The 26927-nt window shown below is 60.6% G+C and carries 25 protein-coding genes and 1 pseudogene; 14 read left to right on the top strand and 12 right to left on the bottom strand.

What is annotated here, in order from left to right:
* The first annotated feature begins 94 nt into the window (after positions 1–94).
* Both LWE61_RS16525 and gstA read left to right on the top strand, forming a co-directional pair.
* Complete coding sequence (locus LWE61_RS16525; RefSeq protein WP_234151750.1) at positions 95–742, top strand: glutathione S-transferase family protein; 648 nt, start codon at positions 95–97, stop codon at positions 740–742.
* Between the two features lie 24 nt (positions 743–766).
* The gene (gene gstA / locus LWE61_RS16520; RefSeq protein ID WP_234151749.1) at positions 767–1363 is read left to right on the top strand and encodes a glutathione transferase GstA; all 597 of its coding nucleotides are present in this window, start codon (positions 767–769) and stop codon (positions 1361–1363) included.
* A 23-nt stretch (positions 1364–1386) separates the two neighbouring features.
* On the opposite strand, the gene LWE61_RS16515 is transcribed toward gstA, so the two are convergent.
* From LWE61_RS16515 to LWE61_RS16505, 3 genes are all read right to left on the bottom strand, one after another.
* Positions 1387–2799, bottom strand: coding sequence for a dihydrolipoyl dehydrogenase (locus LWE61_RS16515; RefSeq protein ID WP_234151748.1), 1413 nt, complete (start codon positions 2797–2799; stop codon positions 1387–1389).
* Positions 2800–2935: 136 nt separating this feature from the next.
* Positions 2936–3193, bottom strand: a complete 258-nt coding sequence (locus LWE61_RS16510) for a glutaredoxin (protein WP_234151747.1) — start codon at positions 3191–3193, stop codon at positions 2936–2938.
* Positions 3194–3664: 471 nt separating this feature from the next.
* Entirely contained in the window at positions 3665–5200 is a 1536-nt protein-coding gene (locus tag LWE61_RS16505) for a gamma-glutamylcyclotransferase family protein (RefSeq protein ID WP_234151746.1), read from the bottom strand.
* Between the two features lie 121 nt (positions 5201–5321).
* Here LWE61_RS16505 and LWE61_RS16500 point away from each other — a divergent pair, with 121 nt between their 5' ends.
* The 3 genes from LWE61_RS16500 to LWE61_RS16490 all read left to right on the top strand — a co-directional run bounded on the left by LWE61_RS16500 (position 5322) and on the right by LWE61_RS16490 (position 9854).
* Positions 5322–5777 carry a hypothetical protein gene (locus LWE61_RS16500; RefSeq protein WP_234151745.1) on the top strand — a complete coding sequence of 152 codons (456 nt, stop codon included), beginning with the start codon at positions 5322–5324 and terminating at the stop codon, positions 5775–5777.
* A gap of 187 nt (positions 5778–5964) precedes the next feature.
* Complete coding sequence (locus tag LWE61_RS16495; RefSeq protein ID WP_234151744.1) at positions 5965–7947, top strand: ATP-dependent nuclease; 1983 nt, start codon at positions 5965–5967, stop codon at positions 7945–7947.
* A 2-nt stretch (positions 7948–7949) separates the two neighbouring features.
* Positions 7950–9854 (top strand): UvrD-helicase domain-containing protein, encoded by a 1905-nt coding sequence (locus LWE61_RS16490; protein ID WP_234151743.1) that lies wholly within the window; start codon positions 7950–7952, stop codon positions 9852–9854.
* Positions 9855–9862: 8 nt separating this feature from the next.
* Here LWE61_RS16490 and LWE61_RS16485 read toward each other — a convergent pair whose 3' ends face one another.
* Positions 9863–10102 carry a hypothetical protein gene (locus LWE61_RS16485; RefSeq protein ID WP_234151742.1) on the bottom strand — a complete coding sequence of 80 codons (240 nt, stop codon included), beginning with the start codon at positions 10100–10102 and terminating at the stop codon, positions 9863–9865.
* A gap of 170 nt (positions 10103–10272) precedes the next feature.
* Between LWE61_RS16485 and LWE61_RS16480 the strand changes: the two genes are divergently transcribed.
* Together LWE61_RS16480 and LWE61_RS16475 are read left to right on the top strand one after the other, a co-directional pair.
* A complete protein-coding gene (locus LWE61_RS16480; protein ID WP_234151741.1) occupies positions 10273–12009 on the top strand; it encodes an SIR2 family protein in 1737 nt (578 codons plus the stop codon).
* Positions 12006–13421 (top strand): argonaute/piwi family protein, encoded by a 1416-nt coding sequence (locus LWE61_RS16475; RefSeq protein WP_234151740.1) that lies wholly within the window; start codon positions 12006–12008, stop codon positions 13419–13421. Before LWE61_RS16480 ends, LWE61_RS16475 begins: the two co-directional genes overlap by 4 nt.
* Positions 13422–13732: 311 nt before the next feature.
* Here LWE61_RS16475 and LWE61_RS16470 read toward each other — a convergent pair whose 3' ends face one another.
* Complete coding sequence (locus LWE61_RS16470) at positions 13733–14644, bottom strand: Abi family protein (RefSeq protein ID WP_234151739.1); 912 nt, start codon at positions 14642–14644, stop codon at positions 13733–13735.
* 191 nt (positions 14645–14835) lie between these two features.
* Between LWE61_RS16470 and LWE61_RS16465 the strand changes: the two genes are divergently transcribed.
* From LWE61_RS16465 to LWE61_RS16450, 4 genes are all read left to right on the top strand, one after another.
* Positions 14836–15945, top strand: coding sequence for a metallophosphoesterase family protein (locus LWE61_RS16465; RefSeq protein ID WP_234151738.1), 1110 nt, complete (start codon positions 14836–14838; stop codon positions 15943–15945).
* Positions 15942–18587: an AAA family ATPase gene (locus tag LWE61_RS16460; RefSeq protein ID WP_234151737.1), complete on the top strand. Its 2646-nt coding sequence runs from the start codon at positions 15942–15944 to the stop codon at positions 18585–18587. The genes LWE61_RS16465 and LWE61_RS16460 overlap by 4 nt, the downstream gene beginning before the upstream one ends.
* A gap of 511 nt (positions 18588–19098) precedes the next feature.
* Positions 19099–19944: an oxygenase MpaB family protein gene (locus LWE61_RS16455; RefSeq protein WP_234151736.1), complete on the top strand. Its 846-nt coding sequence runs from the start codon at positions 19099–19101 to the stop codon at positions 19942–19944.
* Positions 19944–20258, top strand: a complete 315-nt coding sequence (locus LWE61_RS16450) for a UvrB/UvrC motif-containing protein (protein ID WP_267961812.1) — start codon at positions 19944–19946, stop codon at positions 20256–20258. The genes LWE61_RS16455 and LWE61_RS16450 overlap by 1 nt, the downstream gene beginning before the upstream one ends.
* Positions 20259–20268: 10 nt before the next feature.
* On the opposite strand, the gene xth is transcribed toward LWE61_RS16450, so the two are convergent.
* The 3 genes and pseudogenes from xth to LWE61_RS16435 all read right to left on the bottom strand — a co-directional run bounded on the left by xth (position 20269) and on the right by LWE61_RS16435 (position 22373).
* Entirely contained in the window at positions 20269–21075 is an 807-nt protein-coding gene (xth, locus tag LWE61_RS16445; RefSeq protein ID WP_234151801.1) for an exodeoxyribonuclease III, read from the bottom strand.
* Positions 21072–21322 (bottom strand): annotated as a pseudogene (gene ligD / locus LWE61_RS16440) (non-homologous end-joining DNA ligase LigD); the annotation flags it as partial. The gene xth and the pseudogene ligD, both read right to left, overlap by 4 nt.
* Before the next feature lie 115 nt (positions 21323–21437).
* The gene (locus LWE61_RS16435; protein ID WP_234151735.1) at positions 21438–22373 is read right to left on the bottom strand and encodes a GNAT family N-acetyltransferase; all 936 of its coding nucleotides are present in this window, start codon (positions 22371–22373) and stop codon (positions 21438–21440) included.
* A gap of 124 nt (positions 22374–22497) precedes the next feature.
* Here LWE61_RS16435 and LWE61_RS16430 point away from each other — a divergent pair, with 124 nt between their 5' ends.
* Entirely contained in the window at positions 22498–22746 is a 249-nt protein-coding gene (locus LWE61_RS16430; RefSeq protein ID WP_234151734.1) for a KTSC domain-containing protein, read from the top strand.
* 9 nt (positions 22747–22755) lie between these two features.
* Here LWE61_RS16430 and LWE61_RS16425 read toward each other — a convergent pair whose 3' ends face one another.
* The 4 genes from LWE61_RS16425 to LWE61_RS16410 form a co-directional block, all read right to left on the bottom strand.
* Positions 22756–23013: a hypothetical protein gene (locus LWE61_RS16425; RefSeq protein WP_234151733.1), complete on the bottom strand. Its 258-nt coding sequence runs from the start codon at positions 23011–23013 to the stop codon at positions 22756–22758.
* A gap of 4 nt (positions 23014–23017) precedes the next feature.
* The gene (gene ku / locus LWE61_RS16420; RefSeq protein ID WP_234151732.1) at positions 23018–23941 is read right to left on the bottom strand and encodes a non-homologous end joining protein Ku; all 924 of its coding nucleotides are present in this window, start codon (positions 23939–23941) and stop codon (positions 23018–23020) included.
* A gap of 79 nt (positions 23942–24020) precedes the next feature.
* Positions 24021–24212, bottom strand: a complete 192-nt coding sequence (locus tag LWE61_RS16415) for a hypothetical protein (protein WP_234151731.1) — start codon at positions 24210–24212, stop codon at positions 24021–24023.
* Positions 24213–24655: 443 nt separating this feature from the next.
* Complete coding sequence (locus tag LWE61_RS16410) at positions 24656–24832, bottom strand: DUF3606 domain-containing protein (RefSeq protein WP_234151730.1); 177 nt, start codon at positions 24830–24832, stop codon at positions 24656–24658.
* 140 nt (positions 24833–24972) lie between these two features.
* Here LWE61_RS16410 and LWE61_RS20820 point away from each other — a divergent pair, with 140 nt between their 5' ends.
* Together LWE61_RS20820 and LWE61_RS16400 are read left to right on the top strand one after the other, a co-directional pair.
* The gene (locus LWE61_RS20820; protein WP_326490657.1) at positions 24973–25362 is read left to right on the top strand and encodes a hypothetical protein; all 390 of its coding nucleotides are present in this window, start codon (positions 24973–24975) and stop codon (positions 25360–25362) included.
* Between the two features lie 705 nt (positions 25363–26067).
* Complete coding sequence (locus LWE61_RS16400) at positions 26068–26754, top strand: MgtC/SapB family protein (protein WP_234151729.1); 687 nt, start codon at positions 26068–26070, stop codon at positions 26752–26754.
* Positions 26755–26927: the final 173 nt, after the last annotated feature.

Here is a 26927-nt window from a genome sequence, read left to right as displayed (position 1 = left end):
CGTTTCCGAGTGACAAAGTACGACTTGCGACCAGCTGCGGAACTGGCCCGCTTCCGTGACCGTTCGCATCTTTCACAGCCTGAGGCGGAAGCGGATGACAAGTTCAGTGCTTACGGTCCACCATCTGGGGCTCTCCCAGTCCGAACGCATCGTCTGGCTGTGCGAGGAGCTGGGGATCGACTATGATCTCAAGCGCTACGAGCGGCGCGCCGACACTCGCCTGGCACCGGATGACTATAAGGCGCTGCATCCCATGGGTATCGCGCCAGTCATCACCGATGGTGATCTGGTGCTGGGCGAGAGTGCCGCCATCTGCGAATATATCAATGTTCGATATGGCAATGGACGACTTGCCCCCGACCCGTCCGACCCGGACTATGCCGATCATCTGTTCTGGTTTCACTGGTCCAACGCAACCTACATGACGACCAAGATGATGGGGCTGGCCCTGACCCTGGCGGGCAGCAAGCCAGACGCTGTGCCGTTCGTCCAGGACCGTATGGTCCGCAGCCAGACCTTCATGGAGCAACGTCTCGCAGAAGCGCCCTTCTTTGGCGGGCAGCATCTTTCGCTGGCCGACATCATGATGGTTTACACGCTGACCACGTCGCGCGCCTTCACTAACACCCCGCTGGACGACCTTCCCAACACGCTGGCCTATCTCGCGCGCATCGGAGAGCGTCCCGCCTATCGCTCAGCCATGGCCAAGGCCGAGCCGGGCTTAGAACCGATTCTTGCCTGATAGAAACTGCCATAGGAGAATGCCATGAAGCTCTATTACTCGCCGGGCGCGTGCAGCCTTGCCGACCATATCGCGCTGATCGAAAGCGGCCTGCCCTTCACGACGGTGAAGGTGGACCTCAAGGCCAAGACGACAGCCAGCGGCGAGGATTATCGCCAGATCAACCCCAAGGGCTATGTGCCAGCGCTGCGGCTGGACGATGGCGAGGTGTTGACCGAGAATATCGCGATACTGAGCTTCATCGCGGACAAGGCGGAGAAACTGGAGCCGTCCGGTGGCTTTGCGCATTGGCGCGTGCTGGAAACCACCGCCTTCGTTTCGACCGAGTTGCACAAGAATTTCAAACCCTTCTTCAGTCCGGATTCCACTGACGAGGCCAAGGCACAGGCAGGCAATATATTGGGCAAGAGGTTTGCGCTGCTCGAAGAGCGTCTCGGTGACCGCAGCTTCATCGTCGGCGACACATTGACCATCGCAGACTGCTATCTGTTCGTCATGCTGATGTGGGCTAAGACCAAGGTCGGCCTGACGCTGCCGTCGCGTCTCGACACCTATTTCGAGCGGCTGAAGCAGTCTCCCTCCTTTGCACAGGCTCTCTCGGACGAGGGCCTGGCCAACTAGAAGCTAACCGACCTCCCCGCCCGTCAGGTGCCTGGCACGAACCCATCGTCCCGGTCCGACACAGGAGCGCTGACCGCTTTGCAGATCGAACGGAAGGCAGGCTTCAGCCCTTCCTCATAGGTTGGATGGTAAAAGGGCATATCGAGCACCTCGCTCGCTGTCATGCCCTGCTCCATCGCCCAAGCGAGCAGATGCGCGCTATGCTCGACGGCCGGCCCGACCATGACGGCAGCCTTCAGTCGACCGTCCTGACGATCGGCATAGATATTGGCGAGGCCCCGGTTGGTCGCAAAGACCTTCGCCCGGCCCTGATCTTCATAGGAAGCGCTGCCGCAAACGAAATCCTCGTCCGGCGCCTTCGCCATCGCGCCGACCACGGCCATGGGCGGGTCGGTGAACATGATCGCCAGCGGGACCATCCGCCTGGTCGGCGTGACATGGGGAAAGGCCGCAGCATTGCGCCCAGCGATGCTGCCTTCGGCCTGCGCCTCGTGCAGCACTGGACGGGCATGATCCACATCGCCCGCCATGAAGATTGGTGCCGATCCACATTGCATCGTTGCGGGATCGACGCTCGGCAGCCCATGCTCGTCAAGATCGAGACCCGTCGTTTCCAGCCCCAGTCCGTCAAGCTGCGGCGGGCGTCCGGCGGCAACGAGCAGATAATCGAAGCGCCCCTCACCTTCGCTGTCGCCCGTCCAGCGCAGGGTTATGCCATCCTGCTCCCGGCTTACCGCAAGATCGACGCCAAGATGGATGGGGAAGTCATCCTCCAATATCGTCGTCAGCACCTTCGCCACCACTGCATCGTTGAGACCAGCGATGGTGTCTCCCTTGTCGAACAGTTCGACCCGGACACCCAATCGAGACAGAGCCTGCGCCAGTTCGAGGCCAAGCGGCCCTGCCCCGACCACACCCACTGATGATGGCAGGGTGGGCAGTTCGAAGATAGTCTCATTGGTGAGCAGGCGATCCCCAAGATCGCGCAGCGCCGGGGGAATCGATAGCTTGGAGCCAGTTGCGATGACCACTGCCTTGGCTGAAACCGTCGTGCCATCATCCAGTTTGAGCATCGTAGGGCCGGTAAAGGCCGCCCGCCCCACATGCTTCACGCCGTCCGGCAGTTTCGCAATATCCGCCTGGACGCCCGCCACGAACCTGTCGCGCTCCTTGCGTAACCGATCCATCACTGCCCTGCCGTCGATTTCCGGCTGCGCGGATATTCCGAATATCACGGCACGACGCGCCGCATGGGCAGCCGCGGCGGCGGCGATGAGCAGTTTGGACGGCATGCACCCAACCGTTGTGCACGTAGTACCCGCAAACTGATCGTCGATCAGAAGTGTCTTTGCTCCCCGCCGGCGCGCGCTGCGTTCGGCGACGATACCGGCTGTTCCGGCACCGATGATGGCTACGTCGCACTGAAGATGGGGCATGAAAGCGGTCGGCCTTTGCAAATCAAAGGCAGACGGCGCCTCCGCAAGGGATAACAGGCCATCTGGGCGCTCGTTCCGCCCTGTTATTACCGAGCATCGGGAGTTTGGGCAAAACATCCCAACCGCAGGCTACCCTTCATGCTGTCCCCGATTGTGCCAGATACTCTTCGAGATCATCGCATCCTCCGATGCGCTTGCCATCGATCATGATCTGAGGCGTCGTATCGACACCCTGCTCCGCTTCAAAGGCGTCCACCTCCTCGCGCGATTTCAGAATATGCTCATCGGTAGTGAACCCATGATCGTCCAGCATCTGCTTTGCAGCCACGCCATAGGGGCAGACATGATCCGGCAGGACCATGCGATAGAGGGTAGCGGTCTTGTCGTCTGCCATGGTGTAGTCCCGATAAATGGCGGAATTGCAGCAGGATAATGCACCGCACGCAGTCGGCGTTCCTGCTATTTCGCAGGTTCTTATGCTCGCGATTAACCATCTGCAGAAATCCCGGATCAAATGCCGAAAGAGATCGTGCCGCTGTAGCCATGATCACTGCTCATGCGTTTTGCTTCGTACCATGGTGCGAGCATGGTTAGCCGGAAAAGGGATGACGAAACGACCCTTTGGCGACGTATAACCGCCGGTTTCTCGTTCCGAGATGCGGTCGGTCTGCTTTACGCTCGCCACAGGGCATATCGTCTCCAAATTGTGCCGCCCACCATCGCCTGCCTATGTCCTGTAGTTGCGCCGATCGTTGCGATAAATGAAGTCTCAGTCAAGGCGGCCTGGTCGCGGGGCGCTGTGGTGGAGGGCCTTCTTGGCGGGTCGAACGACGAGTGCAGTGCTGGACACCACGTCCGTCCTCCGTCAGTCCGAAGGCGTTGCTACCGGAAGGCCGTGCGGCTCGGACCCCGATGAGACGGCGGCACTGAGCTTCGTCCGTTCTCTCGCATCGCGCACCGTGTCGGGGTCTGCCGCCGCCTCGACAGATTGGACGTAGGCCGCGATATAGTCAGCCGGGAGCGCGTGCTCGGCGCATCCGGACAGCACGAAGTCTTTGTACCAGCTGTAGGGCTTGAGAGCGTCGTCAATTGCGTCCGGGCTGGCAAGGTAAGTGAGGACCTTGCGGCGCCGGCCTTCGCCGTTGATGACTGTGACGGTCGCATGCTCATAGCCGTGGCCGACTCCCTCGGCCCGGTCGAGCCTCGCGCGCTCGGCGGGATCGAAACTGAACAGGACACCCACCACGCTCTGGCCATCATTCGTGGCGAACGCGTTGCACTTGCCCGACTTGTCCTTGCTGCGTTTGTGGAATCGCAGAGCATGGCCCGGGAGGGTCGCAATGCCGAGCGGCTCGCAGCTTGGCATCCGCTCGCGCAGTCGGACGGTCGACATGTTGGATCCGTAAGCGAAATATACGACATGCTCTGGCGGCCCGGTCTCCATATCCTGCAGCGGCGCAACCACTGGGTCGCCAGGCTTCGCGATCATGCGCAACGGCACGGTCATGATGCTATGCTCGTGGGTCTGCTCGCCTTCCCGCATGATGATCGGCCGTCCGGCCTCGGTGTCGAGGACCGGGACGGGCCTGCCGGTCCAGTTGCAGTCGGTACAAGCCGGCCGCTCCCACAAGACGCCGGGCGCGGAGCTATTCTCGCCATGCTCGGGTTCCAAGTATGGTGACCCGCATTGCGGGCACGCCTCGGGGACACCACGCAGCGCGCGCAGGATCTGCGTCATTGCCATTTGCACAGCCTGCTTCGTCAACGCATGCGCCATGTCCGCGTCGAGCCATGTCGCGGACTTGGTGTGAGTCAGCCAGTTGGTGAGGGTCCAGGCGGATTCGAGCATCTGCTTGATCGCGCCCCGACGTTCCTTATTCGACTCGCTCGGCAGAAGATCGTTAAAGATGATGTCGGTCCACGCGCGGAAATTTGCGCGTTGCGGTGGTGCATCCGTCCAGACCGCGGCGTCCTGCGCAGCCCCAATTAACGCAAGCAAGGTTTCGCGACACCGCACGCCGACGGCCTGATAATCCGCAACATTGTGCGCTTGTGTCATCGCGGCGCCGACATACTCCATATTCTCAAGCACCGGCTTGAACGGCAGGACGCGAAGGTCATTTTCCTGTTGTTCCTCGGTTCGCGGAATGCGGAGTATCAGACCAATATGGAAGGTGAGCGCGAGATCCATGTTCGGAAACTGCGCCTGGGAGTAGAGGTTCGTACCGCCAGTGATGACCCACCAGCGGTCTTTGTTGGTATGAATGTCCCACACGTCATGGCGGGTGTTCAGGACGGCTTCGGAATAGACCTTCTGAAGGAACACGACCTGAAGATCAGGCGCCTGCCACTCAAAATATTCCCGGACAGTTTCAATTTCCGCTTCGGTAGCTTTCAGCATGGTCTGCCCTTTGTAGTGCTGAGGCTGCACCATCTACGTGGGTGCGCAAGCACAGAAATTCATCCAATTGCACCACTTCTAGCATTCACGCAGGCAATCGAAACTGCTATACGTATCGCAAATGAAACGATCGATCCAAGCTGTCTGGAATCAGGAGGATATCCCCGTCATCCTGAGGCGCACCGGGAAAGGGGAACTTCTCCGGGTTCGTTTGCCGTTTGACCAGAACAACCGGCGATGGCTGCAGAACATGCGCCGCACCACCCCGATCTGGATCGCGTCGCGAAAATTCTGGGAAATACCGAAAGCTTGGTTCAACGATATCGTGAACCGCGCTCTAAAAAAATACGGTCGCATTTACGTCATCCAGCCATTTCGCGAACAAGAGATCTGCTCGCCCTCTTGCCAAAATGCCCAGGGGCATGAATGCCAATGCTCGTGCATGGGTGTGCATCACGGCGCCGGTAGTGATGGGAGTTGGTTCGAAGTTTCAGAAGCCTTCTCTACGCGCTGGGGGGAAAGAGAACTTGCTTGCCGGCTGATGGTCGCAAAAAAACAGCAGCAAGCTGCCCCGTGAAACTACGTTGTTGTTCAACGCTAATAACATCTCTGCCAATGGCTCCCGACGGCGAGCCATAGCGGCCCACGTTTCCTTTTGGACGCTCCCCCCTTCGTCGCGGTTCGAAAATTGTCGACTTGAACTGGACGTCATAGCCCTTTCAACGGCAAGCTCTACATTGGTGCGTTGCAATGAAACTAAGAGGATGTCTCGTTTGCTGGTTGAAACTGTCACCATCTCGGGTTTCCGCTGCTTCGGCCCTAATCCGCTTGCGATTGATATCGCGACAGATATTACCGCCGTGGTTGGTCCCAATGCCTCGGGCAAGACCGCGCTGCTGCAAGCCTTGTCCAAGCTTTTCGGCGTCACCCGGGCACAGCGCACGGTGCAGCGCTCCGACTTTCATCTGGGCGCTGAAGATGATCCCGATGATCGGGACCCCAAGGACCTGTTCATCGACGTGCTGATCGGCCTGCCGGAACTGAGCGATGGCACCGCGACGCCGGAGACCGTCGCACCAGCCTTCCGACGCATGCATATTGCGAGGGCGGGCGACAACCCGGTCTGCCGGCTTCGCCTGGAAGCCCGGTGGGAAGATGACGGCACGGTCGAAGGCGAAGTGTCACAGGAGTTGTTCTGGGTCGAGACGCTTGACGCCGACCCGCCCGCCGACAAGCGCCATCCGGTGTCGGCGGCCGATCGGGGTTTGATCCAGCTCTATTACACACCCGCAAGCCGCGACGCGGCGGCACAGATCCGGGCAACAGCGGGAGCGCTGGCGGCGCGCTTGCTCCGCGCGATCGAATGGTCGTCCGACACAGAGGAAGCGGTCACCGAGGCGAGCGACACACTGACTGAAGCCTTCGAGGGCGAAGCCGCGATCGCCTCAATCGGTAAAGCCCTGCAGGAACGCTGGGCGGGGCTTCACGATGATGTGGTCGATACCAAGCCGCGACTCAGCCTGATCAGCCGGCGCTTCGAGGAGGTGGTAAGCCGGATTGCGGTCGTCTTCGAACAGGGACCGGATGGCAACGAACGTGGGCTCGACGCGCTCAGCGACGGGCAGCAATCGCTGTTCTACTTCGCGCTCGCGGCAGCGGTCTTCGACCTCGAACGCGCCGTGGTCGCTGGAACGGTCGACGGGTTCCGTGACGACACGATGCGCATCCCGGCCCTGACGTTGTTCGCACTGGAGGAACCGGAAAACCATCTCTCGCCTTACTTCCTGGCGCGGATTGTCCGGCAGATCCGCTCCCTGACGGAAGATGGCGGAGCGCAGGCGCTCATCACCAGCCATTCCCCGGCGGTGCTGAGCCGGGTCGATCCCCGCGAAGTGCGCTATTGCCGCTGTGAACCGAAAACTCGCATATCGACGGTCAAATCCATCAAGCTGCCCAAAGGCGCGAGCGAGGAAACCAAGTTCGTCCGCGGCGCGCTGCTCGCCTATCCCGAACTCTATTTCGCGCGGTTCGTGGTTCTCGTCGAAGGGGATTCGGAACGCATCGTGCTGCCCAAGCTGGCCGAAGCGCTCGATCTGCTGGTCGATCCGGCCTTCGTTGCGATCGTGCCGCTGGGCGGTCGCCATGTACAGCATTTCTGGCGGCTGCTCACCCAACTCGGAATTCCCTATGCTACCCTGCTGGACCTCGACCTTGGCCGCAAGGGCGGCGGCTTCGGCCGGATCAAGACGGCAATCGAAAAGCTGATCGAGCGGGGGGCTCCGAAGAATAAGCTGCTCGCCATCAAAGGCGGAGTTCTATCGGATGAGGGCTTTGCGAAAATGCATGACTGGAAAGATGTGGAATTGCTGCCAGGGTGGATCGAATGTCTTGAAGGGTACGGCGTCTATTTCTCCTCGCCGCTCGACCTTGACATGGCGATGCTCAAGGCCTTTCCCGCGGCATATGAGGCGGTGATCCCGGCAGGCGGCGGACCAAGGATGGCCAAGGACAAAGCGGCCGAAGCGGTACTCGGCACGGCGGGCCCGGGCCTGACTGCTTGGACGGGACCCTATGCCGGCTATGAGGAGTTGTTCCCTGCCTATCGCTATCATTTCCTGACGCAGAGCAAGCCAGCGACTCACCTAGCCGCCTTGGTTCATATCAAGCGGAAGGAGTTGATCGCCAGCATGCCGCCCGTCCTCAAGGCGCTGCTCGAGCATGTCGCCAAATCGCTGCGGCGGGATTAAACATGTCGGTCCTGTCTCGGCGCGTTCGACCCGATCAATGGCAGCCCGTCGGCGTCGCCGCACTGGAGGCGAACGCGCTCGACGTCGTGCGATCGAGCGACAGTCGCTCCGTGATTGCTGGCCCTGGCGCCGGGAAGACAGAATTGCTGGCGCAGCGGGCCGCCTATCTGCTCCAGACCGGCACCGCTCCGCGCCCGCGCCGCATATTGGCGATCAGCTTCAAACGCGATGCCGCCGTCAATCTCGCGGCGCGGGTGGCGCAGCGCTGCCATCGCGACCACGCTGGCCGCTTGGACTCCATGACATTCGACGCCTTCGCCAAGGGATTGATCGACCGCTTCGGCCAGGCGCTTCCGTCTCGCTGGCGTCCCACGCCTGACTATGAGATCATCTTTCCGGGCGAGCGGGATTTTCGCGACTTTCTCCAGAAGCAACTCGACTCACCGCCTGTCAGCGTTGGCACTTATGCCGATCTCCAAGCGATCGCCGTTAAATCATTCGAACGGCGACATCTTGTCGGCACACGTCTGCCGTCCGGTGGTTGGGACAGCCCGACGCCAGCGCAATGGGCGGCCGACCAATATTGGCAATCGTCATTGCATGGCGCTTCCAAAAGCCACCTTTCCTTCCCGATGATCGGGCGCCTCGCCGAACTGCTCCTGCGCGTCAATCCGATGGCGCGCGAGGCCCTGCGGCTGACCTACTCGCATCTGTTCATGGACGAGTTTCAGGACACGACCCAGATCCAATATGATCTGGTGCAAGCCATCTTCATGGGAACCGGCACCGTGATCACGGCGGTGGGCGACAACAAGCAGCAGATCATGCGCTGGGCCATGGCGATGGATGCGCCCTTCGCGGCTTTCGAAGCCGATTTCGGGGCAACACGCACACCGCTCTATAACAATTACCGTTCCTCCCCCGATCTGGTGCGCATCCAGCATGTGCTGGCCCAGGCACTTGACACGAAGTCGGCCAAGCCCGTCGCCATGGCGGCTGGCTCGATCACCGGCGAGAGTTGCGCGATCTGGGACTTCTCGTCGGCGCAAGCCGAAGCAACGCACCTCGCCGCCTTTGTCGCGGCAGAGATGAAAAGCCACGATCTTTCGCCTCGCGATTTCGTTCTGCTCGTCCGGCAGAAAGCGGGCGACTATGTGGCCGTGCTCGAACCGGCCTTCGCAGCCTGGGGGATTCCGCTTCGCAACGAGGCCGGGATGGTCGGGCAGGTCATGCTTCAGGAACTGCTCGCCGAGGAGGTCTCAGAACTGCTTGTCGCCATCCTGCGGCTTTCGGTGGGTCAGGCCAGCGGTCGATACTGGACACTATGCCAGGACTGGCTCGGTATTTTGCGGGGCATCGCGCCGGATGACGAGGCCGCTCAGGCGCGTCTTGCCAATGATCTCGATAGCTTCGCACTCGAGTTGCTCGCGGCGCACACCAATCCTCCCGTCGGCAAGCCAAGCGCCCGATCCCTGATCGACGGGATCATAAACTGGATAGGACGCGACCGGATTATCGCGGCATACCCCGCCTACCGGCAGGGCGGATGGCTGGACAAGGTAATCGACGCAGCGGCTGAGCATCTGCACATATCCGCAGGCAACGGCGTGGACTGGGAAACGGCGCTCGATGCCTATGAAGGGCTCCACGCCATTCCCTTGATGACGATCCACAAGAGCAAGGGTCTCGAGTATCACAGCGTGATCTTCGTCGGGCTCGACGATGGCGCCTGGTGGAGTTTCGACAAGGATCAGATCGAGGCTACGGCGGGATTTTTCGTCGCCTTCACGCGCGCCAAGCAGCGCGTCCTGTTCACCTATACGGCACACAGGGGCAATCGAAACAAGATCGCCACGCTTTACAATTTGCTCCGGTCAGCAGGCATCCAGACCCACCAGATTGCCTGACCAAAGCTTCAGGCACGCGCCGCGCGAACGATGACCTTATCGATACCCTGTTCTGCCGCGAAACGCGTGGCCCGCTCGATCGCTTCGGACATGCGCCAGTCGAAGCCTGCCGAGCCACCGGTATCGCCTTTGGCACTGTCGAAGAAATAGCCCTGTTCCATGCCGCCAAAGCCGCGATGCACAACCACGGCCACATGGCGCTCGGCAGGGATGTCGTCCGTTGGCGACAGATAGAGTATCGCGGTCATCAACCCTCCGCATCGGTCATCCGATGCCGTTCATGCTCTCTTGCGCCCATTCGCAAAGCGAGAACATAGAATGAACAAAATTGCGTGGCAATGAGCGTTTCTCTGGATGTACGCCAGAGACCGACAAAACCCTCTGGCGTACATCCAGCGACCGGTTAATGATCGGACAGATGAGTGAGGACGATAATAGTATCGAAATAGCGATGGATGATTTCGCGCGGCGCTTTTCGATGCGGCCGGCGAAGTTGATGTGGCTTCTGGGTGCCGGAGTTTCAGCGTCTGCCGGAATCCTGACGGCTTGGGATATGATCTGCCGGTTCAAGCGGGAACTGTACATCACCCAGCGTAAGGTCTCTCCTCAATCCGTCGCCGATCTCTCTTCACCGGCAATACTTGCAACCCTCGATGCTTTTCTGGCCGAATCCGATACGTTGCCCAAACCTGGCGCGGCCGACGAATATTCGGCGCTGTTCGAGGCCACCTACCCGCAGGAACAGGACAGGCGGACGTATATCGACCATATGATCCGGGGCATGAAGCCGACCCAGGGGCATCTGGCGATGGCCGCGCTCCTTCGCGCCACGCATTGCAACATCGTGTGGACAACCAATTTCGACCATCTTCTCGCCGACGCCTGCGCGCGGACCTTCGACACGACGGCGGCATTGAATATGGCGTCGCTCGACGGGACGCTTCTGGCGGGAGAGTTCATTTCCGAGCAGCAATGGCCCATCGAGATCAAGCTGCATGGCGATTTCCGGTCGCGGCGCCTGAAGAATACCAGCGAGGAGTTGCGCCATCAGGATGCACAATTCCGCAGGCAGCTCGTCGATGCGTGCCGTCGCTTCGGTCTTATCGTTGCCGGCTATAGTGGCCGCGACTCCTCTGTAATGGATGCGCTGGAAGAGGCGGTTGGCGAACCCGGTGCCTACCCCAACGGTCTGTTCTGGATGCATCGCGGCGAGGCAGCTCCGTTCGAGCGGGTCAGCCAGTTGATCAGGAGAGCCAGAGCCGCCGGCATCGAAGCAGGGATCGTCCGGATTGAGAATTTCGACGAGGCGATGATCGATCTGCTGCGACTGCTGCCGGATATCGATACCTCCCTCCTTCGAGCGGAAGGCCAAGAGCGGCGACGCTTCTCGGCTGCTCCTGCACCTTTGGGCAAAAAGTCCTGGCCGGTCCTGCGCATGAACGCAGTGCGTGTGACGCGGCCGGTCAATTGCCGCAAAATTGTCTGCGAGATCGGCGGCGGCAAGGATGTGCGCGAAGCCGTCGACGCAGCCGAAGGGAAGCTCATCGTTGCCCGGACGCGCGCGGGAGTCCTCGGCTTCGGGAGTGATGAAGAGTTCCGGAGGGTCTTTGCGCCCTTTGGCATCACCGAGTTCGCTATTGCCACCTTCGAGGATCGCCGCCTGCGCTACGATTCACAGGAGCGGGGATTGCTGCGCCGGGCGCTTGTCGCCGCCATTTCGCGGACCCATGACATGGAGGCGCGCGCCAGGGGCTCCGCCGATATATTGGCGCCACGGGTGCCCGGCGACCCAGCTTGGCAGGATCTGCGCGATGTGATCGGCGGCCCGATCGTCGGCAGTGTTCCCCGCAAGCGCGATATCACCTGGCGGGAAGGCATCGGCCTGCGATTGGACTGGGCCAGCGATCAGCTCTGGCTGCTGCTGGAGCCCAGAATCGTCTTTGACGGCGGCAGCGAGGAAACCAAGGCGATCACCGCCGATTTCGCGCGGGAGCGGACCGCCCGCCGCTATAATCAAATGCTCGACAAACTGATCAATTATTGGTCGCGCACATTCGCTGGCCAGAATCTGCGTGCCCTTGCGATCGGCGATGGGCTGGACGCCGCCTTCGACGTCGATCGCCAGTCGGCTTTCTCATGGGCAGCCAAGCCATGACCAGCCAGCTGCAACATCATGTCCGGCTGCCGGAGCCCAATCTGCTGTTCCATCCGGACCGGCCGAGCGATCGCGACATCCATCCGCTGCGCGGACTGGCCCGTTTCGGGCCATATTCGAGCATGTTCACCCCGTCCCCCATCCGCGTGGCGACGCTTGCGCCTTCCGGGGAATCGCAGCGTCTCTTCGAGTTCCTGAGGGAACTCAACCAGCCTGCGAGACCGCAGGAGCGAACCGACTATCTTCCGGATTGGGCTAGTTTCAACAGCGTCTTCCAGACGCACCTCGCGCCAGCTGCAAGCCATTGTCGGCGGGAACTCGATGCCCAACTGGACGGAGAGTTGAAAGATTGCCCTGCAGCAGGCCTGCTGCTTGCCGAACGGCTCATCCGTTCAATCCATTTGCTCGACGCCAACCGCGCAGATTTTGACGTGCTGTTCATCTATCTTCCTGAACGCTGGTCTTCCGGCTTCTACGGAGCCGATGATTTCGATCTGCATCACCAGCTCAAAGCCTTCACCGCCGCGCGGCAGCTGCCCATTCAGATTGTGCGGGAAGACAGCGCACTATCCTATCGATGCCGGGCCAGCGTCATGTGGCGGATCGGCCTGGCGCTCTACGCCAAGGCTGGCGGCGTTCCCTGGAAACTGGCCGATGTGGAGCCGGACACGGCCTATATTGGTATCTCCTATGCGCTCCGGCCCGCAGAATCGGAGCTTGCCCGCTTCGTGACCTGTTGCAGCCAAGTCTTCGACGCCGATGGTGCTGGTTTGGAATTCATCGCCTATGACACCGGCGATGTGAACGTGCAGCGGGAGAACCCGTTTCTCTCGCATCCCGAGATGTTTCGGGTCATCACCCGTTCGCTGGACCTTTATCGCCGGCGCCATGGCGGCAGACCGCCGACTCGCGTGATGATCCACAAATCGACCGAGTTCAAGGAAGCCGAAATAGAAGGCTGCCTCGAAGCGCTGAAACATATCGAGTCGGTCGATCTCATCCAGATCGTCGAGGACAATGGCTGGCAGGGCGCGCGGTGGGAACAGGACCGTAATGATCCTGAGAAATCACAAGCGGATGGGTATCCGGTGAAACGCGGAACCTTGCTCGGGCTCAGCGGCAAGGACGCTTTGCTCTGGATGCACGGGGCAGTCGATGGTTTCGGACGCCGCCCCTATTTTCAAGGTGGCAAAGGTACACCGCGACCGTTGCGACTGGTCCGACATGCCGGGCATGGAACATGGGACGATACCGCGAAGGCGGCCTTGGCGCTGTCGAAAATGAACTGGAACAATGACGGGCTCTATGATCCGCTTCCGGTGACTATGAGCTACGCAAAGACCTTGGCACAGGTGATGAAGCGGATGCCGGGGCTCGGCAAGGGCACTTACCAGTTCCGATTTTTTATGTGAACGGAGGTAAGTCCCCTTTCGTCAAAGCCACATTCTTGTAAATTTTGGTGTATAAACTAAGATAAATTAGGTTCTCACCTGTGCGAGCCGACTTACTCAAATTTTTCCGGCATCGGATCGGACGCTTATTGAATTTTGCGTTAGAGATCGATGCTTTAGCGTTCCGCAGCCGACTGTCGCAAAGGTCCAAGCGCTCGCCTCTGACAAGTGCTCACTTCAGCCGGGAACGGCGGCTTAATATGATGAGCCGCTCCGAAGCCGTCATTCCGAAAAGTCCCAGGGCCGTGGGTATTCACGGCGGCGAGCCCTGATCATTTCCACATTGGCCTTGTTTGCCAATCTCGTGGAAAACCCATGGCGGCCAGGTCTCCGGTCGGATGGGTCGCAAGGAGGGCAGCGAGGTCTGAAACCCAATTGTTCGAGACGTCAATCTGCTGCAGGAGGTAGCCGCTTAGAACCAAGCTGTTGTAAAGCCGTGCAGGCCCTGCGCCCAGATTGGAATCCAACGTTGCCGCGAGGGCGGCAGGCTTCTGTGGCAGCTTCATTCGGATCAGGAACCCCCGGTTCCAGAGGCGTGCATGGTGCGCACAGCTGTTCCTTACGGTGGAAAGGTGCTTGAGAAGCGGCACCAGAACTACTTCGGGGAGACCGAGCGGTTTTGCGATAGCGTTGCGTAGGGCGCGATCATCGAGGGACGAATACCATCGGGATAACTGGCCGAACGACATCATCTCGGCGACCATCCAGACCGGGGGCATGGCCGGGTCATCATAGGTCCGCCGATAATGATCGATGTAGGTTTCCGGTGACGTGCCTACCTCGCGTGCCAGGCGCGAGAAATTTTCATGGAACTGGCGCCGCTCGCTGTAGAGCGACGCATCGAGATAGCTGTGCGGCCCGCCCTGATGGGCGAGCGTGTACGCCCAGCTTCCGCGAACTGCGACTTCAATCCGCTCTATCGCGCTCATCACAAGTAGGCGTAGGCGGCGGTCAAATTCGTAGAGGGCGATAACCCTGTCGAAACTCGTCCCGTTGACGAACCGCGGGCCCGGCTGCCCCTTCGGCTTTTCGAAAGGTAGCCAGTAGGCGCTGAGCCGATAATAGCTGACATGGCGAAGCCAATATTCTGCAGCTGCTGTATCCGGGATTGCCATCCCTTGCGCCGCAAGATGGCCCATCTGCTGAGCGATAGTCATCGCAGGCTTGGTAAACGGTCGGGACATGTGTCTGCATAGCCAGAGGGCATCAGAAACAAAAGACCCGCCAAGTGTGCATGCTCGAGAGCAGAGGCCTGGCGGGTTCGATTGCCCCCGAGATAGGCTTGGGATCCTTACGATTCAATCAAAAAAGCATACGGATGTAGCGATGGGCCGAATGGCTTTCCTACATGCCGCCCTCTCGGCTAAAGCAGCGTATGCGCTTCATCCACACCGCCGATTGGCAGCTCGGCAAGCCCTTCGGCCGCTTTGAACCTGACGTTCGCGCCGCCCTCACAGACGCGCGCTTCGACGCCATCGACGCGATCGGTAAGGCTGCCGCTGAGAACGGCGCAGGCCATGTGCTCGTTGCAGGCGATGTGTTTGACACAGAGGGCCCGGAAGACCGTACGATTGTCCAGGCCGTCTCCCGAATGGCTCGCCATGGCTGCCGCTGGTGGCTGCTCCCCGGCAATCATGATTATGCCAGAAACGGCGGCCTATGGGACCGCGTGATCGGAAAAGCTGCGCCGAATATCACCGTGCTGCGTGACCCCATGCCAGTGGAGATTGACAGCGGCATATGGATCTTGCCTGCGCCCCTCACCCATCGGCATAACCTGGACGATCCCACCAGCGCCTTCGACGCAATGGAGACGCCGGGTGCGAAACTCAGGATAGGGCTAGCGCATGGGTCGATCCGAGACTTCGGTTCCCGCGGGGAAGCAAACAACCAGATCGCGCCTGACCGGGCCAAAGTTTCCGGCCTCGATTACCTTGCGCTGGGTGATTGGCACGGAACTCTCGAGGTAGACAGTCGCACCTGGTACGCAGGGACGCCTGAGACGGATCGCTTTCAGCGCGATGCGCCGGGTCAGATATTGCTGGTCGACGTCGAAACGGGACGTCTTCCAACCGTGACGCCCCTGCGCACTGGGCGGTTCCAATGGCTGAAGCGTGACTGGCGGGTCAACGACTTCGCGGCCTTTGAAGCCGAAAGGCAAACGCTGTGGAACGAGATCGAGCCGTCGGCGACATTGTTGCAGCTTGCGATTGCCGGCGTCACCAGTCTTTCCGAACGGATCAGGGTCCTCGAAATCCTCGAGGCGGATGTTGGCCACCAGCTACGATACCTCGAAGCCCGCACCGACGACCTTGTCGCCCAGCCCAGTGAGGAAGACATGCAGGTCTTGGCAGTGGAAGGCGTGCTTGGCTCGGCCGCGCAGAAACTCAATGCGTTACGGGAGAGTGGGAGCGCCGACGCCGCGATCGCGCGGCGTGCCCTCGAGCGCCTGTTTGTCGAGTTTGCTCGGGGAGATGCCGTATGAGCCTGCGGATCCGACGCCTCGCCATTTCGAACTTCCGGAAATTTCGGGATCCCTTTGCCATCGAGGGGCTGAGCGATGGCCTCAACATCATCATCGAGCCCAACGAAACCGGCAAATCAACCGTCCTGGAGGCCCTGCGGGCTGCCTTCTTCGTTCGGCATTCCACCAAAAACCAGCTGGCGAGCTCCTACGCACCATATGGCGAAAATGTTGCCCCGGAGATCGAGGTCGGTTTTGACATCGCAGGCGAACAATGGAGCGTCGCCAAGAAGCTGCTGAAGTCCCCCTCCATCGAAGTGCGCGGCCCCGCGGGCCGTGATCAGGGAGAGGCGGCCGAGGAACGCTTGCAACAGCTGCTTGGGTTCGAACGTGACAGCAGCCGATCGCGTGACCTCAACACCTATGGCGCGCTTGGCTTACTCTGGGTCGGGCAGGCAGAAGCGTTGGAGGTCAGTGCTCCAGGCCGGATGGTGCGCGATAGCGTTCACGCGACTTTGGAAGCCGAAGTGGGCGCCATTATGGGCGGCGGCTCCTATGATCGTGTTCGCGCCCGGGTAGATCAGCAATATGCTGAGCTTTGGACGGCAACGGGCCGACCAACAGGCAAACAGGCGCTTGCAAAGGAAAGGCTCGAGACGGCAGAAGCCGCATCGAAGATAGCGTCCGAGCGACTAACAGCTCTGGAGGCAAGCTTTTCAGAGCTGGAAAGCGACCGTTCCCGGCTCAGGGTTCTGGAGAAAGAACTAGCGGATGATACGGACACGCAGGCCCGCAAAAATCTCGTAGCTTCGACCGAAACCGCACGGTCAGCGGCCCAGTTGCTCCACACCCGGCGCGCCGAATACCAAGCGGTGGCTGGCAAAGCACGGGGGCTGGAGGAGTTGCTGCAGCGTCATGACGCGGCCGAGGCCGCTCTGACGGTTACGTCGCAGAAAGCCGAAAAGTCCCGTATCGCCCGCTCCGAAATAGCGGCGGAGACGGCGCTCGCTCGTGATCGCGCCAATGCCGCAAAGGCAGCCCACGGCGAGGCCCGGACCAATTATAACGCTGCTCGTATTCTTCTGACCGGCGGTGAGAAACAGGCTGAGGCCGCCCGTATCGCTGCGGCATCAGAGGCCGCGCGCCAACGGCACGGCAAGCTCATCAGCCTGGAAGAGGCCTTATCCAGCGCAAAGGCCATAAAGGCTGCTGGCATTTCAGTCGCCGATCTCGCCAAGCTGGATGAGCTCGACCGCGCCATCCTCAAAAGCCGCATCCAGCTTGAAGCGGGGGCGACGCGGATTGAGCTGGTCGGGTCATCCGAAGGCATCGCCATTCAAGGGAAGCCCCTTGGGGTCGGTGAGCAGATACTGGATGGTGAGACGCGGATCGAACTCGAAGCCGGCGCAGCGCTTATCATTCGCCCACCAGCGGCATCCGCCAGTGCGTCTGCCAGATTGGCAAAGTCGCAAACAACGCTTGCCGATATGCTGACGAAATTGGGGCATTCCGACGTGTCGGCTGCGCGGAACGCCCATGAAGCGTCGCGTCAGGCAGATGGTGAGATCAAAACGCTACTGACCCAGGTCGATGCGCTCACGCAGCCGGACACACTCTTGGATCTGCGCGCAGGGCCAGAGGCACTGAAGCTTCTTGTCGCCGCGATGACTGACGTACCTGCCAGCGGCACGATTGAGCCGCTGGACATTGCTGCGTTGAAGCTCGCGGTCGAGGAGATGGAGATCACGTCCGCCCGTGCCGAAGGCGCTCACGATGCCGCGATAGAGGCTCTGCGTAAACTGGAGGAGCAGGACAGGCCCCTGGCCGCAGCAGAAGTCGAGGCTGCCAGTGACCAGCGGAACGCCACCGCACTGGTTGCCGATATTGAGGCCCATGCAGATTTTGCTACCCTCAGCGACGCCCTCGCCGAGGCGCGCGGCAGCGCAGCCGACCATGCCGTCAAACTTGCAGAGGCCGAGCAAAATGCCTCGGCACATGACATTGCCGCGATCGAGCGCAAAATTGCGGTGATCGATGCACGAGCAGCGGCGGCCAACGGCACGAAGCGCAAGCTTGAAACCGATATTGCTCGTCTTGAGGGTACGATCGAAAGCGAAGGCGGCAAGGGCCTGGCAGAACGTGCAGCCGCCGCATTGGAGGAAGCCGAAGCCGCCAGTCTCGCCTATGGCCGCATCCGCGAGGAAGCAGAAACGATCAAGCTGCTACGCGACACGCTCGAGCTTGCCCGCCTCGAGACCTCCAGAACCTATGTGGGTCCGGTGGCGAAGCGGGCAAAACGACATGTCGAACGGCTTCTGCCGGGATGTGAGCTCAGCTACTCAGAAGATCTGGGCCTTCAGAGCATTATCCGGGGTAACATTGATGAAGGCTGCGGCAATCTGTCACGCGGTACTCAGGAGCAGCTTGGCATCCTGACACGGCTTGCAGTGGCTGACATGCTTCTGGAGCAAGGCAGGCCCGTCTCGCTAATCCTCGACGATCCGCTGGTCTATTCCGACGATGCCCGTCTCGACCTGATGACGGAGATACTCCTCGACGCCTCAAAGCGCATGCAGGTGATTTTGCTGACTTGCCGCGACCGGGCCTTTCGTCATGTCGAGGGCACGCGCTTGTCGCTCAGCCCCACATCGAAATCGGCATGAATGCCCGAGAATAATTGGGCGAAAGGGGCCTGTGAATGTCCGCTTTAGCGAAGTCCGTTCCCGGAAGCGGACTGTCGCGAATGTCCCAGACCTAGCCATTAGAGGGCCGCTTATTACGGATGGCCGCCTGACCACGATGATGGCGGTTCATCAGAACAGTCCCGCACATGGAGTGTGCCCGAGATTGCCTTGGTAGGGAAGTGGTCGAGTGTTGCTCGGCGCATGTCGAGGGCATCCCGGCGGGGAAGCGTTCAGGCTCCATACCAAGGGCGCGGGTATTACGCTTTACCATCGTTGTCAGATCATCCCGGTGGCCCGTGACGGCTGGGCGGATTGGCTCGATCCCACGTGCATGCAGCGCGAGTTCTCCAATATCACTCGAAAGGGAGCCTCTCTGTAGCGCACGTCTATCCACCGCCATCCCCTGCTATCGGCCAGGGCGCTCTCGCCCTCTGTGAGCGATTTCATATGCCTGCCCGGACCGATCAGGATCATGAATCGTTGGCAAGGCATGGCACGTCCCAACGCACTTACGGCCACCATGAAGGCCTCGATCCGCAAACCGGTCGTGGCCCTCTTTAATGACAGCCGAAAAGGCGAAACGCCCGTCGTCCGGAGTAACAACGCGCTGTTCGACGCCAGGTCGGTGGCTTGGCGTGTCCATGGCGATGTGGGCTCGATGATGGTGGGCGGTATCGCCAGCCTCCTGCTGCAGATGCTCCACCCCTCAGTGCTCGCCGGCGTTTGGGATCATTCGAACTTCCGGGCAGACATGCACGGTCGGCTGCGCCGAACCGCCCGCTTCGTCGCAATGACGACCTATGGGGATCGCGCCGCCGCCGAGGCGCTGATCAGCCGCGTTTGCGCCATCCATGACCAGGTAACGGGTATCCTTCCCGACGGTACGCCCTATCGGGCGAATGATTCCGCCCTACTCGCCTGGGTCCATGTCACCGAGACGAGCAGCTTTCTCGATGCCTGGATCCGGTACAGCGAGCCCTTGATGTCGGCTCGCGATCAGGATCGCTATTTTGCAGAGATGGTGCGGATAGGCGAGGCCATGGGTGCTGATCCCCTCCCCCGCTCCCGCGCGGAGGCCAAGGCCCTCATCCAGGCCATGCGCCCGCACTTGCAGAGCGATGAGCGCACGAGGCAAGTCGCGCGGCTGATCCTTGGCGGTTCTGAGGGCACTATGCTCGCCGATCTGCCGCGCCGGTTCGCGACGCAGGCCGCCGTCGATCTTCTGCCCGCCTGGGCGCGGGAGGCCCATGGCCTTTCTGTGCCCATATTGGAACGCCCGCTCGTGAGGGCCGGCACCTTCGGCATTGCCCAGACATTGCGCTGGGCGTTCCGCTGATGACGCAGAGCGACACCATCGGAACGCTGCGCAAAGCCATGGGGGACGCAGCGAACAAGGGCGATTTCGAGCTCGCGGCATTTCTGCGCGACCGCATCAGCATTCTCCGCGGCGCCGGAACCGATGTGAAGGGCACCGATATCGACACTGAGGGCCTTGTTCGGCAGCAGCCCGGCGCCATGGGGCTCGGGACGAGCCAGCAGCGCGCCTCGCCGCCGGAAGGATGGGTCCGCCCGAAAAAGCCCGATCCGATGACCAAGGGTAGGTCGCGACGTGGCGGAGGCCGCTCGCAGGCAGGATCCAAACCGCGCTAGAAAGCGGCAGCTAAGCCCTGGACGCGCGCCGCTTCTTTCTCGACTTGTCCGCAATCTCAACCCAGACCGGCGCATGATCGCTTGTTTTCTCCCAGCCGCGAACATGATTATCGACCCGCGCATCCACCAGTCGATCGGCGAGCGCGGGGCTCAGGAGGAGATGATCGATGCGCAGCCCGTCATTGCGATCGAACGCGCCGCGCCAATATTTCCAGAATGTATAAATCGTCTCGTCCGGGTGGATCATTCGCAATGCATCGACCCAGCCCTGATCGAGTAGCCGAAAATAGGCCGCGCGGACCTCCGGCGCGAACAGCGCGTCGTCCAGCCAGCGCTCAGGGCGCCGCACATCCTGGGCGGTCGGCATGACGTTGAAGTCGCCGATGATCATGGCGGGCAAACCCGTTGCCAGCAACTCGCCCGCATGCGCGATCAGCCGTTCGAACCAGCGCAGCTTATAGTCGAATTTTGGGCCCGGCCGCGGATTGCCATTAGGAAGATAGAGGCCGCCGATGAGAAGACCGTTCACGGCCGCCTCGATATAGCGGCTATGGCTGTCATCGGGATCGCCGGGAAGTCCCCGCCGCGTCTCGTGGATTTCGCCGACGCGCGATAAGATGGCGACGCCATTCCAGCTCTTCTGACCGTGCCAGATCGCGTCATAACCGACGGCTCGTATTGCGCTCAGCGGGAATTTCTCGTCGGGCGCCTTCAACTCCTGAAGGCAGACAATGTCGGGCGCATCCTCCTGCAGCCAGCGGAGGAGCACCGGCAGACGGCCGTTGATGCCGTTCACATTGTATGTGGCTATCTTCACAGGTCGGGTAGTATTTGGTCGGCGCGGCCCCAATGCGCGAGGTTTTTGGACGAAGCTCGCTTCAGCATCTCCTCACCGTCTCCGATATGCCAACGGGCAAGCGTGTCGAGATCGCGCAGTTCCTCCAGGTCAGGGGCACTGCGATCGGTGCAAAGCGCCGGGACCTGGCGCTATAGAACATCACCGCTGTCGCGCCCCGCTGATTGCGCAGATAGTCGATGAAGATGCAGCCGGTTCGCCGTGCCTTGCCTTCGTCTGCGTGCTGCGCGCCCTGGCCATATTCGAAGAGTCCAATCGGTTTCGCCGTCAATTCGCAGCGACGGGACTCGTTCCGTCGCCGCCGGTCCGGGATTGCCGCGCGCCTACTCCGCCTCATTGATATCGCGGGCGAAGCGATAGCTGGTCTGCTCGAACTTAAGCGTGCGAAAGAAGCCATGGGCATTGGCGATCTCGATATCGCTCATCGCCTCGAGCCGGCTGCAGCCGATCTTGCGCAGGGCGGAGGTCGCGGCATCCAGTAATGCCGTCGCTATTCCGCGCCGACGATGATCCTCATCGACCAGAAGCAGGGTGAGACGGCCCACTAGACCATGTTGCACTGTCGCGATGACGGCCCAGCTACAAAAGCCGACCAGCTCGCCAAGTTCGGCCACCGCCATCCCGCCCCGCGCCTTGCGCACCGCCTCAAGATTGCGGGCAATGCCAAGTTCGTCGATCTCCACGCGGGCCAGTTGGTGAAGCAATGGCGCAAGCGCCGCCGCGTCGGCGGATTTCGCTGCCCGGATAATAAGCTCAGGCTTGGCCGCAGGCGCGTCCCGAACCGACGCTTTCTTCCGCTTATCCACTTCGACAGGTTCAGCAACGACGCGGGGCTCGGGAGGCTGGCGTGCGGGAGTCGATGGGATCCCTCGTTGCCCGCTCCTGCCGCTGCGGGCCACTGTGGCGCTCGCCGTGCCGGATGTAGCCCGCTTGCCCCTTGGCCGGATTGCAGACTCGACCTCCGCATCAGGGTCATCCGCTTTGGCCGAGCGAGACTCCGGCTCGGCTCGCTCGGGGGTGTTCTCGGCAGACGCCTTCCATGTACTGGTTGCGCCTTGGCGCAAATATGTCTCGATATCCTCGGGCGTGGCGGTCAGCCCGTCTTCCCCGATCCCGAGCAGCGGCTTGCCATCCACATCTGTCAGTCCGAATTTGCCATAGTCGCCCGTGCCGGGCTTGCGCTTGCGCGATTTTACAAGCTTCAGACCGCGATGCTCGGCCATTCCTCGGAGTTTATCAGCGGAAGTGACATCTGCCATGTCATGACAACGCCGTCGCCGCACGCAGGTTCAGGAGAAGGAGCAACGGGTGGGGACTCGTTCTGGCGCGACGCAGATTCGATCTGGCGCAGGGCCGGGAACGAGGGATTCGCCTGGACGCTGAATGGTCATGCGTGCCTGCCGTATCGCCAATTCCTCGATGATCGACCGCGTCGCCTTCGATGACGACACAAATATCCTGGCTGTCTCGTTTCGGCAGACAGGCAAATATGTCTATTATGGCGTGCCCAGTTCGCTATTCGATGCCCTGTGCCAGGCGGGATCGGCAGGAAGCTTCTTCAACGAACAGATCAAGGGCCGCTTCCCCTGCCGCCGCGACCCCGAGCGCCGAAGGTTCGGACCTAATGCCTAGATTGGGCTGTCACGCTTCGCCGAGTGCCTGATAGACCGACATGAGATGCTGGCCAGCGATCGCGCGCGCCCGGGGCGACCGGATCGTTTCCTCATTGGTCTCGTGCAGCATGGTGAGCATGTCGAGCACTTCCTGCCGCGGCGTTCCCGTTTCCAGCAATTGCATGCCGATGAGGGTCAGGAGATTACCCCATAAAGTGATGGCGCCTTCCGCGAAGGTGGCATCGTCGTCATCATTACTGGGTGGGCGAGCTATATGATCCGCCACCGCCTCAGGCTCGCTTGCGTGCGGGAGCCTTGGCAGGCGTTTTGGCGGCGGGCTTTTTCGCAGGCGTCTTGGTATCAGCCTTGGCCACGGGCTTCTTGGTTGCAGGCGTCTTCGCGGCCTTGGCACGGCCCCCGCCCCCTGAACCTCCGAGTGAATTCTTGAGAGCCGCCATCAGGTCAACGACATTGGATCCGCGCGGATCGCCCGTACCTGCGTCGTCTGAATCGATGTTAAGTGTCTTGCCCTTCTTCTTGCGCTCGATAAGATCCTTGAGCGCATCGACATAACGGTCGTGGAAGTCCGTCGCATCGAATTTGCCGGTCTTCTTGTCGATCAGCGTGGTGGCAAGGTCGAGCAGTTCCTCATCCGGGTCAGCATCACCGATGTCGCGAAAATAGCTGGCTGCCTTGTTCACCTCATCGGCATAGCGCAGCGTCTCCATCACGATGCCGCGCCCGCAGGCCTTGACCGAGACGACATATTCGCGTCCCCGCATGGCAAGCTGGCCGAGACCGATTTTTCGGCTGCGGCGCAGCGCCTCGCGTAGCACGATGAAGGCCTCTTCCGCCAGGTCATCGGCGGGCACGACATAATAGGGTTTTTCGAAATAGATCATGTCGATGTCATGGGCGTCGACGAACTGTGTGAGTTCCAGCGTCTTCTTGCTCTCCAGCTTGACGCCCTCGATCTCCTTTTCATCGAGGAGAACATATTCGCCCTTGGCATATTCAAAGCCTTTGACGATCTCGTCGACATCGACGGGGCCGATGCCGGGGACGACCTTCTCATATTTGATCCGCTTGCCGGATGGCTCATGGATCTGATTGAAGGCGATCGTCGCGCCGCTCTTGGTTGCCGAATAGATTTCCACCGGGATCGATACGAGAGCCAGCCTGATCTGGCCTCTCCAATAAGGGCGTGCGGCCATGGTGCATCTCCTGAGACGGGTTTGCCCTCTTCAATCGTTCAGCGGGATGACCGTTCCGTGATCAGGCAACGAGTCAGGCTTACGCGTCGGCGATGTTGGTGAAGAAGTCTACAGAGTCCCGGTCGGTAAGCCGCGATGCCGGAAGCCGGGAAAGGCCTGTGCCGCAGACAAATGCCAGCTTACGTGACCTTATGCCGGGCATGGCCATGAAGGCGCTGAAGGGCTGACCGATATCCTGGCTCTGGATGCTCATGCCGGTGATTTCGACCAATCTACGGTTCCCCGGTCCGAGCTTGCTCAAAGCGGCGCGACAGCAGGCCCCGAACCTCCTGAATCCTTTGGTCCGAAGAAGCCGTGCATCACTGCCCGAGAAGCCGTTTGGGACCGTCGTATTCAATCTCGAAGACGGCGTCCATGGCTACCTCCCGGCTTCACGCCAACCTTTCCAGTCATTTTCTATCGTCGGTTTGCACCCTCTTTGCCCGCTACGGTATCGTCTTCCTTTCCGATACGTGTTGAGGTCTCGGGTTTATAGTCCGAAGGGATGCTTGCACCGCTGACGGGATCCCGCTTGGGTTCGCGATCCAATGTGTCGCTGGGACGGCGGGCGGCGCCCTCCGGCTGGTTCCCGGTTGAGATATTGGGATGGGGCTGGGTGTCCGTTGGCACGTGCCGTTCCTGCCTGGCTTCGTCGGTCATGATGTCTTGCCTGCGTCAGGATTCCAGTTCCTTGGCCACTGCATCGACGCTGGTGCCGACGCGCGAGACGGTATCTTTCAGCGTTTCGGCGGAAACATTGAAGCGGTTGGTCCAATATTGAAGCTCATAATCTTCATGGACATTGACGCGCTGGGCGTCCTGCGGGCCGCTCTTGGCCTTATCGTCGGACATTTCGCTCTCCTCGATGTGCGTTTCTATCTCAACCTGCCGGAGAGAGGCTCTGTTCCACGGGTCCGTCCGGCCCGTCGCGCGTTGAACCGGCGTGATGCTTGTTCGTTTGGACAATCAGGCGATCAGAAAGGATTTGAGACATGGACGTTGCGGCGACATCGGCCATCGAACGCATCGCGCGGGTGCTGGCGGGCAATCAGCTCAGCGCTAACGCCGAAGGGAGCGAGGTCCATGCCTCCCTCTCCGTCGAGATGGAATGGGAAAGCCATATCGAAACCGCAATCGCCATATTGAAGACCCTGCGCGAGCCGGATGCGGACATGGCTGCTGTCGGCGATGTCGCTAACTGGCAAAGGATGATCGCCGCCGCCATTGGCGAGCCTCGCGAGCTGGCCGACGGCGTCGACGTCGTGGATGAGATCGCCCCGGAGCACGAGCTGGTGGATCGCACAGAACATGACATGCAGCGGAAGGCCGAGGCGAATGCCAACCCTCTCGCACCTCCCACCAATAATGGAGCAGGTAGCTAAGGTGGCAGCCCCGGTGCGAGGAGTGATCCATGAACAAGTTTCCCCCGCTGCGTCCGATAGTGATGGAACGGCTCCAGCCTTGAATCGGAAAGAGCGACGCAAACGCGCCCCTGCGAACAAGAAAACTGGAAAACCGGTTCCCTGTTCGTGCTGCGATCACGCATTTTCGCACCCGAATGACGTCTCCGCTGTGGAGACGCCTCATTCTGATCAAGACGAGAACGCAGAAAAGATAACCTTCTATTCCTAATGTCGGCCGGATCGACCGATATAGGATCAAGAATCAGTAGCGCCTTCGCTTATAGATCAAAAACCAGGTGCATAATGATCGATAGAACCACTCCTAATCGACCATCCTCCGGCATTGGCCACTCATCCTTCGCGCGGCGGTGTAAGTGGTTCAATCTCCCGCCTCGCACGGTCCCATATTTCCTCTGTGACAGCGGACCGCCTCGTTCGCGCGGTCATCGACAGACGTGATCGGGTCGCGCCTGCAAGTTTTGCCCAATGCTCGCCACAGAAACGACGGACCCGGTTTGCAGGATTTTGGCAGCTGACAATAAGGCAGGAGGCGGCCATCTGAAATCCTTAGGCCCCAGGCGAGATCCTTGCGGCTCGATACTGTATTCACTATGCGGCCGCCAGGGTCATGGCTAATTAACGAGGCTGGGGCCGACGGATCCCACCCAACATGACCGGATGCCTATGAATCTCCTCGACACCGATCTAGCGTTGCCAATCGTAGGTGCCATAGTTTGCGGCGCCATTATCGGCGCGGAGCGGGAATATCGCGCCAGCCCTGCGGGCTTCCGAACACATATCCTTGTCAGTCTGTCCTGCGCCTTGCTTATGCTTGCAGCCGTCCATCAGGTGCGCTGGCTTAGCGATACTCCTCCAGAAATCATCAGGATTGACCCAGTCCGTATGGCGCATGGCGTCCTGACAGGCATTGGTTTCCTTTGTGGCGGCGTCATCTTCCGGGAGGGCTTCGGTGTCCGCGGTTTGACAACGGCCGCGTCACTGTGGACAACGGCAGCGCTCGGTGTCCTTTTCGGCATTGGTTTTTTTGCCTTGGCCATAGCCGGTACAATAGCCACCGTTCTGGTCCTGGCTGCGGTGCGAGCGTCCGAGCATTTTCTGCCCCAACGTCGCTACGCGATGGTGAAAATTCGATACCGCCGGTCATCCTCCATTTCCCACGAGACGCTCCATGTTCAGCTTAGGAACGGGGGCTTGAACGCCTCTTCAGTTTCCCAGAAACTGGATGATGACGTTGTGGAGTGGAGCGCCAGGGTGAGCGGTGACACCGAAGCGAAGATGGAAAGCATTACTCGCCAATGGCGCGACAGTCCCGACATCGCGGGGTTCGACTATATCCCTCACGACCACTGACCCGCCAATTTTCCAGCGTTATATCCGGGCCCTTGAACCGGAAGACGGCAGCGTCAGATGCGGCGTCAGCACGTGCCATTCCCGCCGTCCAGCACGGGATATGAGGAACCGCGCTCCTCCTTCGCTGTTCGGCAAGCAGGGAGACACTATATGACGAAGAACGACGAGCCTGC

The sequence above is a fragment of the Sphingobium sufflavum genome (assembly GCF_021403115.1).
GTDB classification, from domain to species: Bacteria; Pseudomonadota; Alphaproteobacteria; order Sphingomonadales; family Sphingomonadaceae; genus Sphingobium; species Sphingobium sufflavum.
Note: the sequence above shows the minus strand (reverse complement) of the source record. Positions and strands in the feature narration are given on the sequence as shown.

Bases quoted from the DNA above. Each gene is read 5' to 3' on its own strand.
- LWE61_RS16525 (WP_234151750.1), top strand. From the start codon at position 95: ATGACAAGTTCAGTGCTTACGGTCCACCATCTGGGGCTCTCCCAGTCC.
- gstA (WP_234151749.1), top strand. From the start codon at position 767: ATGAAGCTCTATTACTCGCCGGGCGCGTGCAGCCTTGCCGACCATATC.
- LWE61_RS16515 (WP_234151748.1), bottom strand. From the start codon at position 2,799: ATGCCCCATCTTCAGTGCGACGTAGCCATCATCGGTGCCGGAACAGCC.
- LWE61_RS16510 (WP_234151747.1), bottom strand. From the start codon at position 3,193: ATGGCAGACGACAAGACCGCTACCCTCTATCGCATGGTCCTGCCGGAT.
- LWE61_RS16505 (WP_234151746.1), bottom strand. From the start codon at position 5,200: ATGCTGAAAGCTACCGAAGCGGAAATTGAAACTGTCCGGGAATATTTT.
- LWE61_RS16500 (WP_234151745.1), top strand. From the start codon at position 5,322: ATGAAACGATCGATCCAAGCTGTCTGGAATCAGGAGGATATCCCCGTC.
- LWE61_RS16495 (WP_234151744.1), top strand. From the start codon at position 5,965: ATGTCTCGTTTGCTGGTTGAAACTGTCACCATCTCGGGTTTCCGCTGC.
- LWE61_RS16490 (WP_234151743.1), top strand. From the start codon at position 7,950: ATGTCGGTCCTGTCTCGGCGCGTTCGACCCGATCAATGGCAGCCCGTC.
- LWE61_RS16485 (WP_234151742.1), bottom strand. From the start codon at position 10,102: ATGACCGCGATACTCTATCTGTCGCCAACGGACGACATCCCTGCCGAG.
- LWE61_RS16480 (WP_234151741.1), top strand. From the start codon at position 10,273: ATGAGTGAGGACGATAATAGTATCGAAATAGCGATGGATGATTTCGCG.
- LWE61_RS16475 (WP_234151740.1), top strand. From the start codon at position 12,006: ATGACCAGCCAGCTGCAACATCATGTCCGGCTGCCGGAGCCCAATCTG.
- LWE61_RS16470 (WP_234151739.1), bottom strand. From the start codon at position 14,644: ATGTCCCGACCGTTTACCAAGCCTGCGATGACTATCGCTCAGCAGATG.
- LWE61_RS16465 (WP_234151738.1), top strand. From the start codon at position 14,836: ATGCGCTTCATCCACACCGCCGATTGGCAGCTCGGCAAGCCCTTCGGC.
- LWE61_RS16460 (WP_234151737.1), top strand. From the start codon at position 15,942: ATGAGCCTGCGGATCCGACGCCTCGCCATTTCGAACTTCCGGAAATTT.
- LWE61_RS16455 (WP_234151736.1), top strand. From the start codon at position 19,099: ATGGCACGTCCCAACGCACTTACGGCCACCATGAAGGCCTCGATCCGC.
- LWE61_RS16450 (WP_267961812.1), top strand. From the start codon at position 19,944: ATGACGCAGAGCGACACCATCGGAACGCTGCGCAAAGCCATGGGGGAC.
- LWE61_RS16435 (WP_234151735.1), bottom strand. From the start codon at position 22,373: ATGGCAGATGTCACTTCCGCTGATAAACTCCGAGGAATGGCCGAGCAT.
- LWE61_RS16430 (WP_234151734.1), top strand. From the start codon at position 22,498: ATGGTCATGCGTGCCTGCCGTATCGCCAATTCCTCGATGATCGACCGC.
- ku (WP_234151732.1), bottom strand. From the start codon at position 23,941: ATGGCCGCACGCCCTTATTGGAGAGGCCAGATCAGGCTGGCTCTCGTA.
- LWE61_RS16410 (WP_234151730.1), bottom strand. From the start codon at position 24,832: ATGTCCGACGATAAGGCCAAGAGCGGCCCGCAGGACGCCCAGCGCGTC.
- LWE61_RS20820 (WP_326490657.1), top strand. From the start codon at position 24,973: ATGGACGTTGCGGCGACATCGGCCATCGAACGCATCGCGCGGGTGCTG.
- LWE61_RS16400 (WP_234151729.1), top strand. From the start codon at position 26,068: ATGAATCTCCTCGACACCGATCTAGCGTTGCCAATCGTAGGTGCCATA.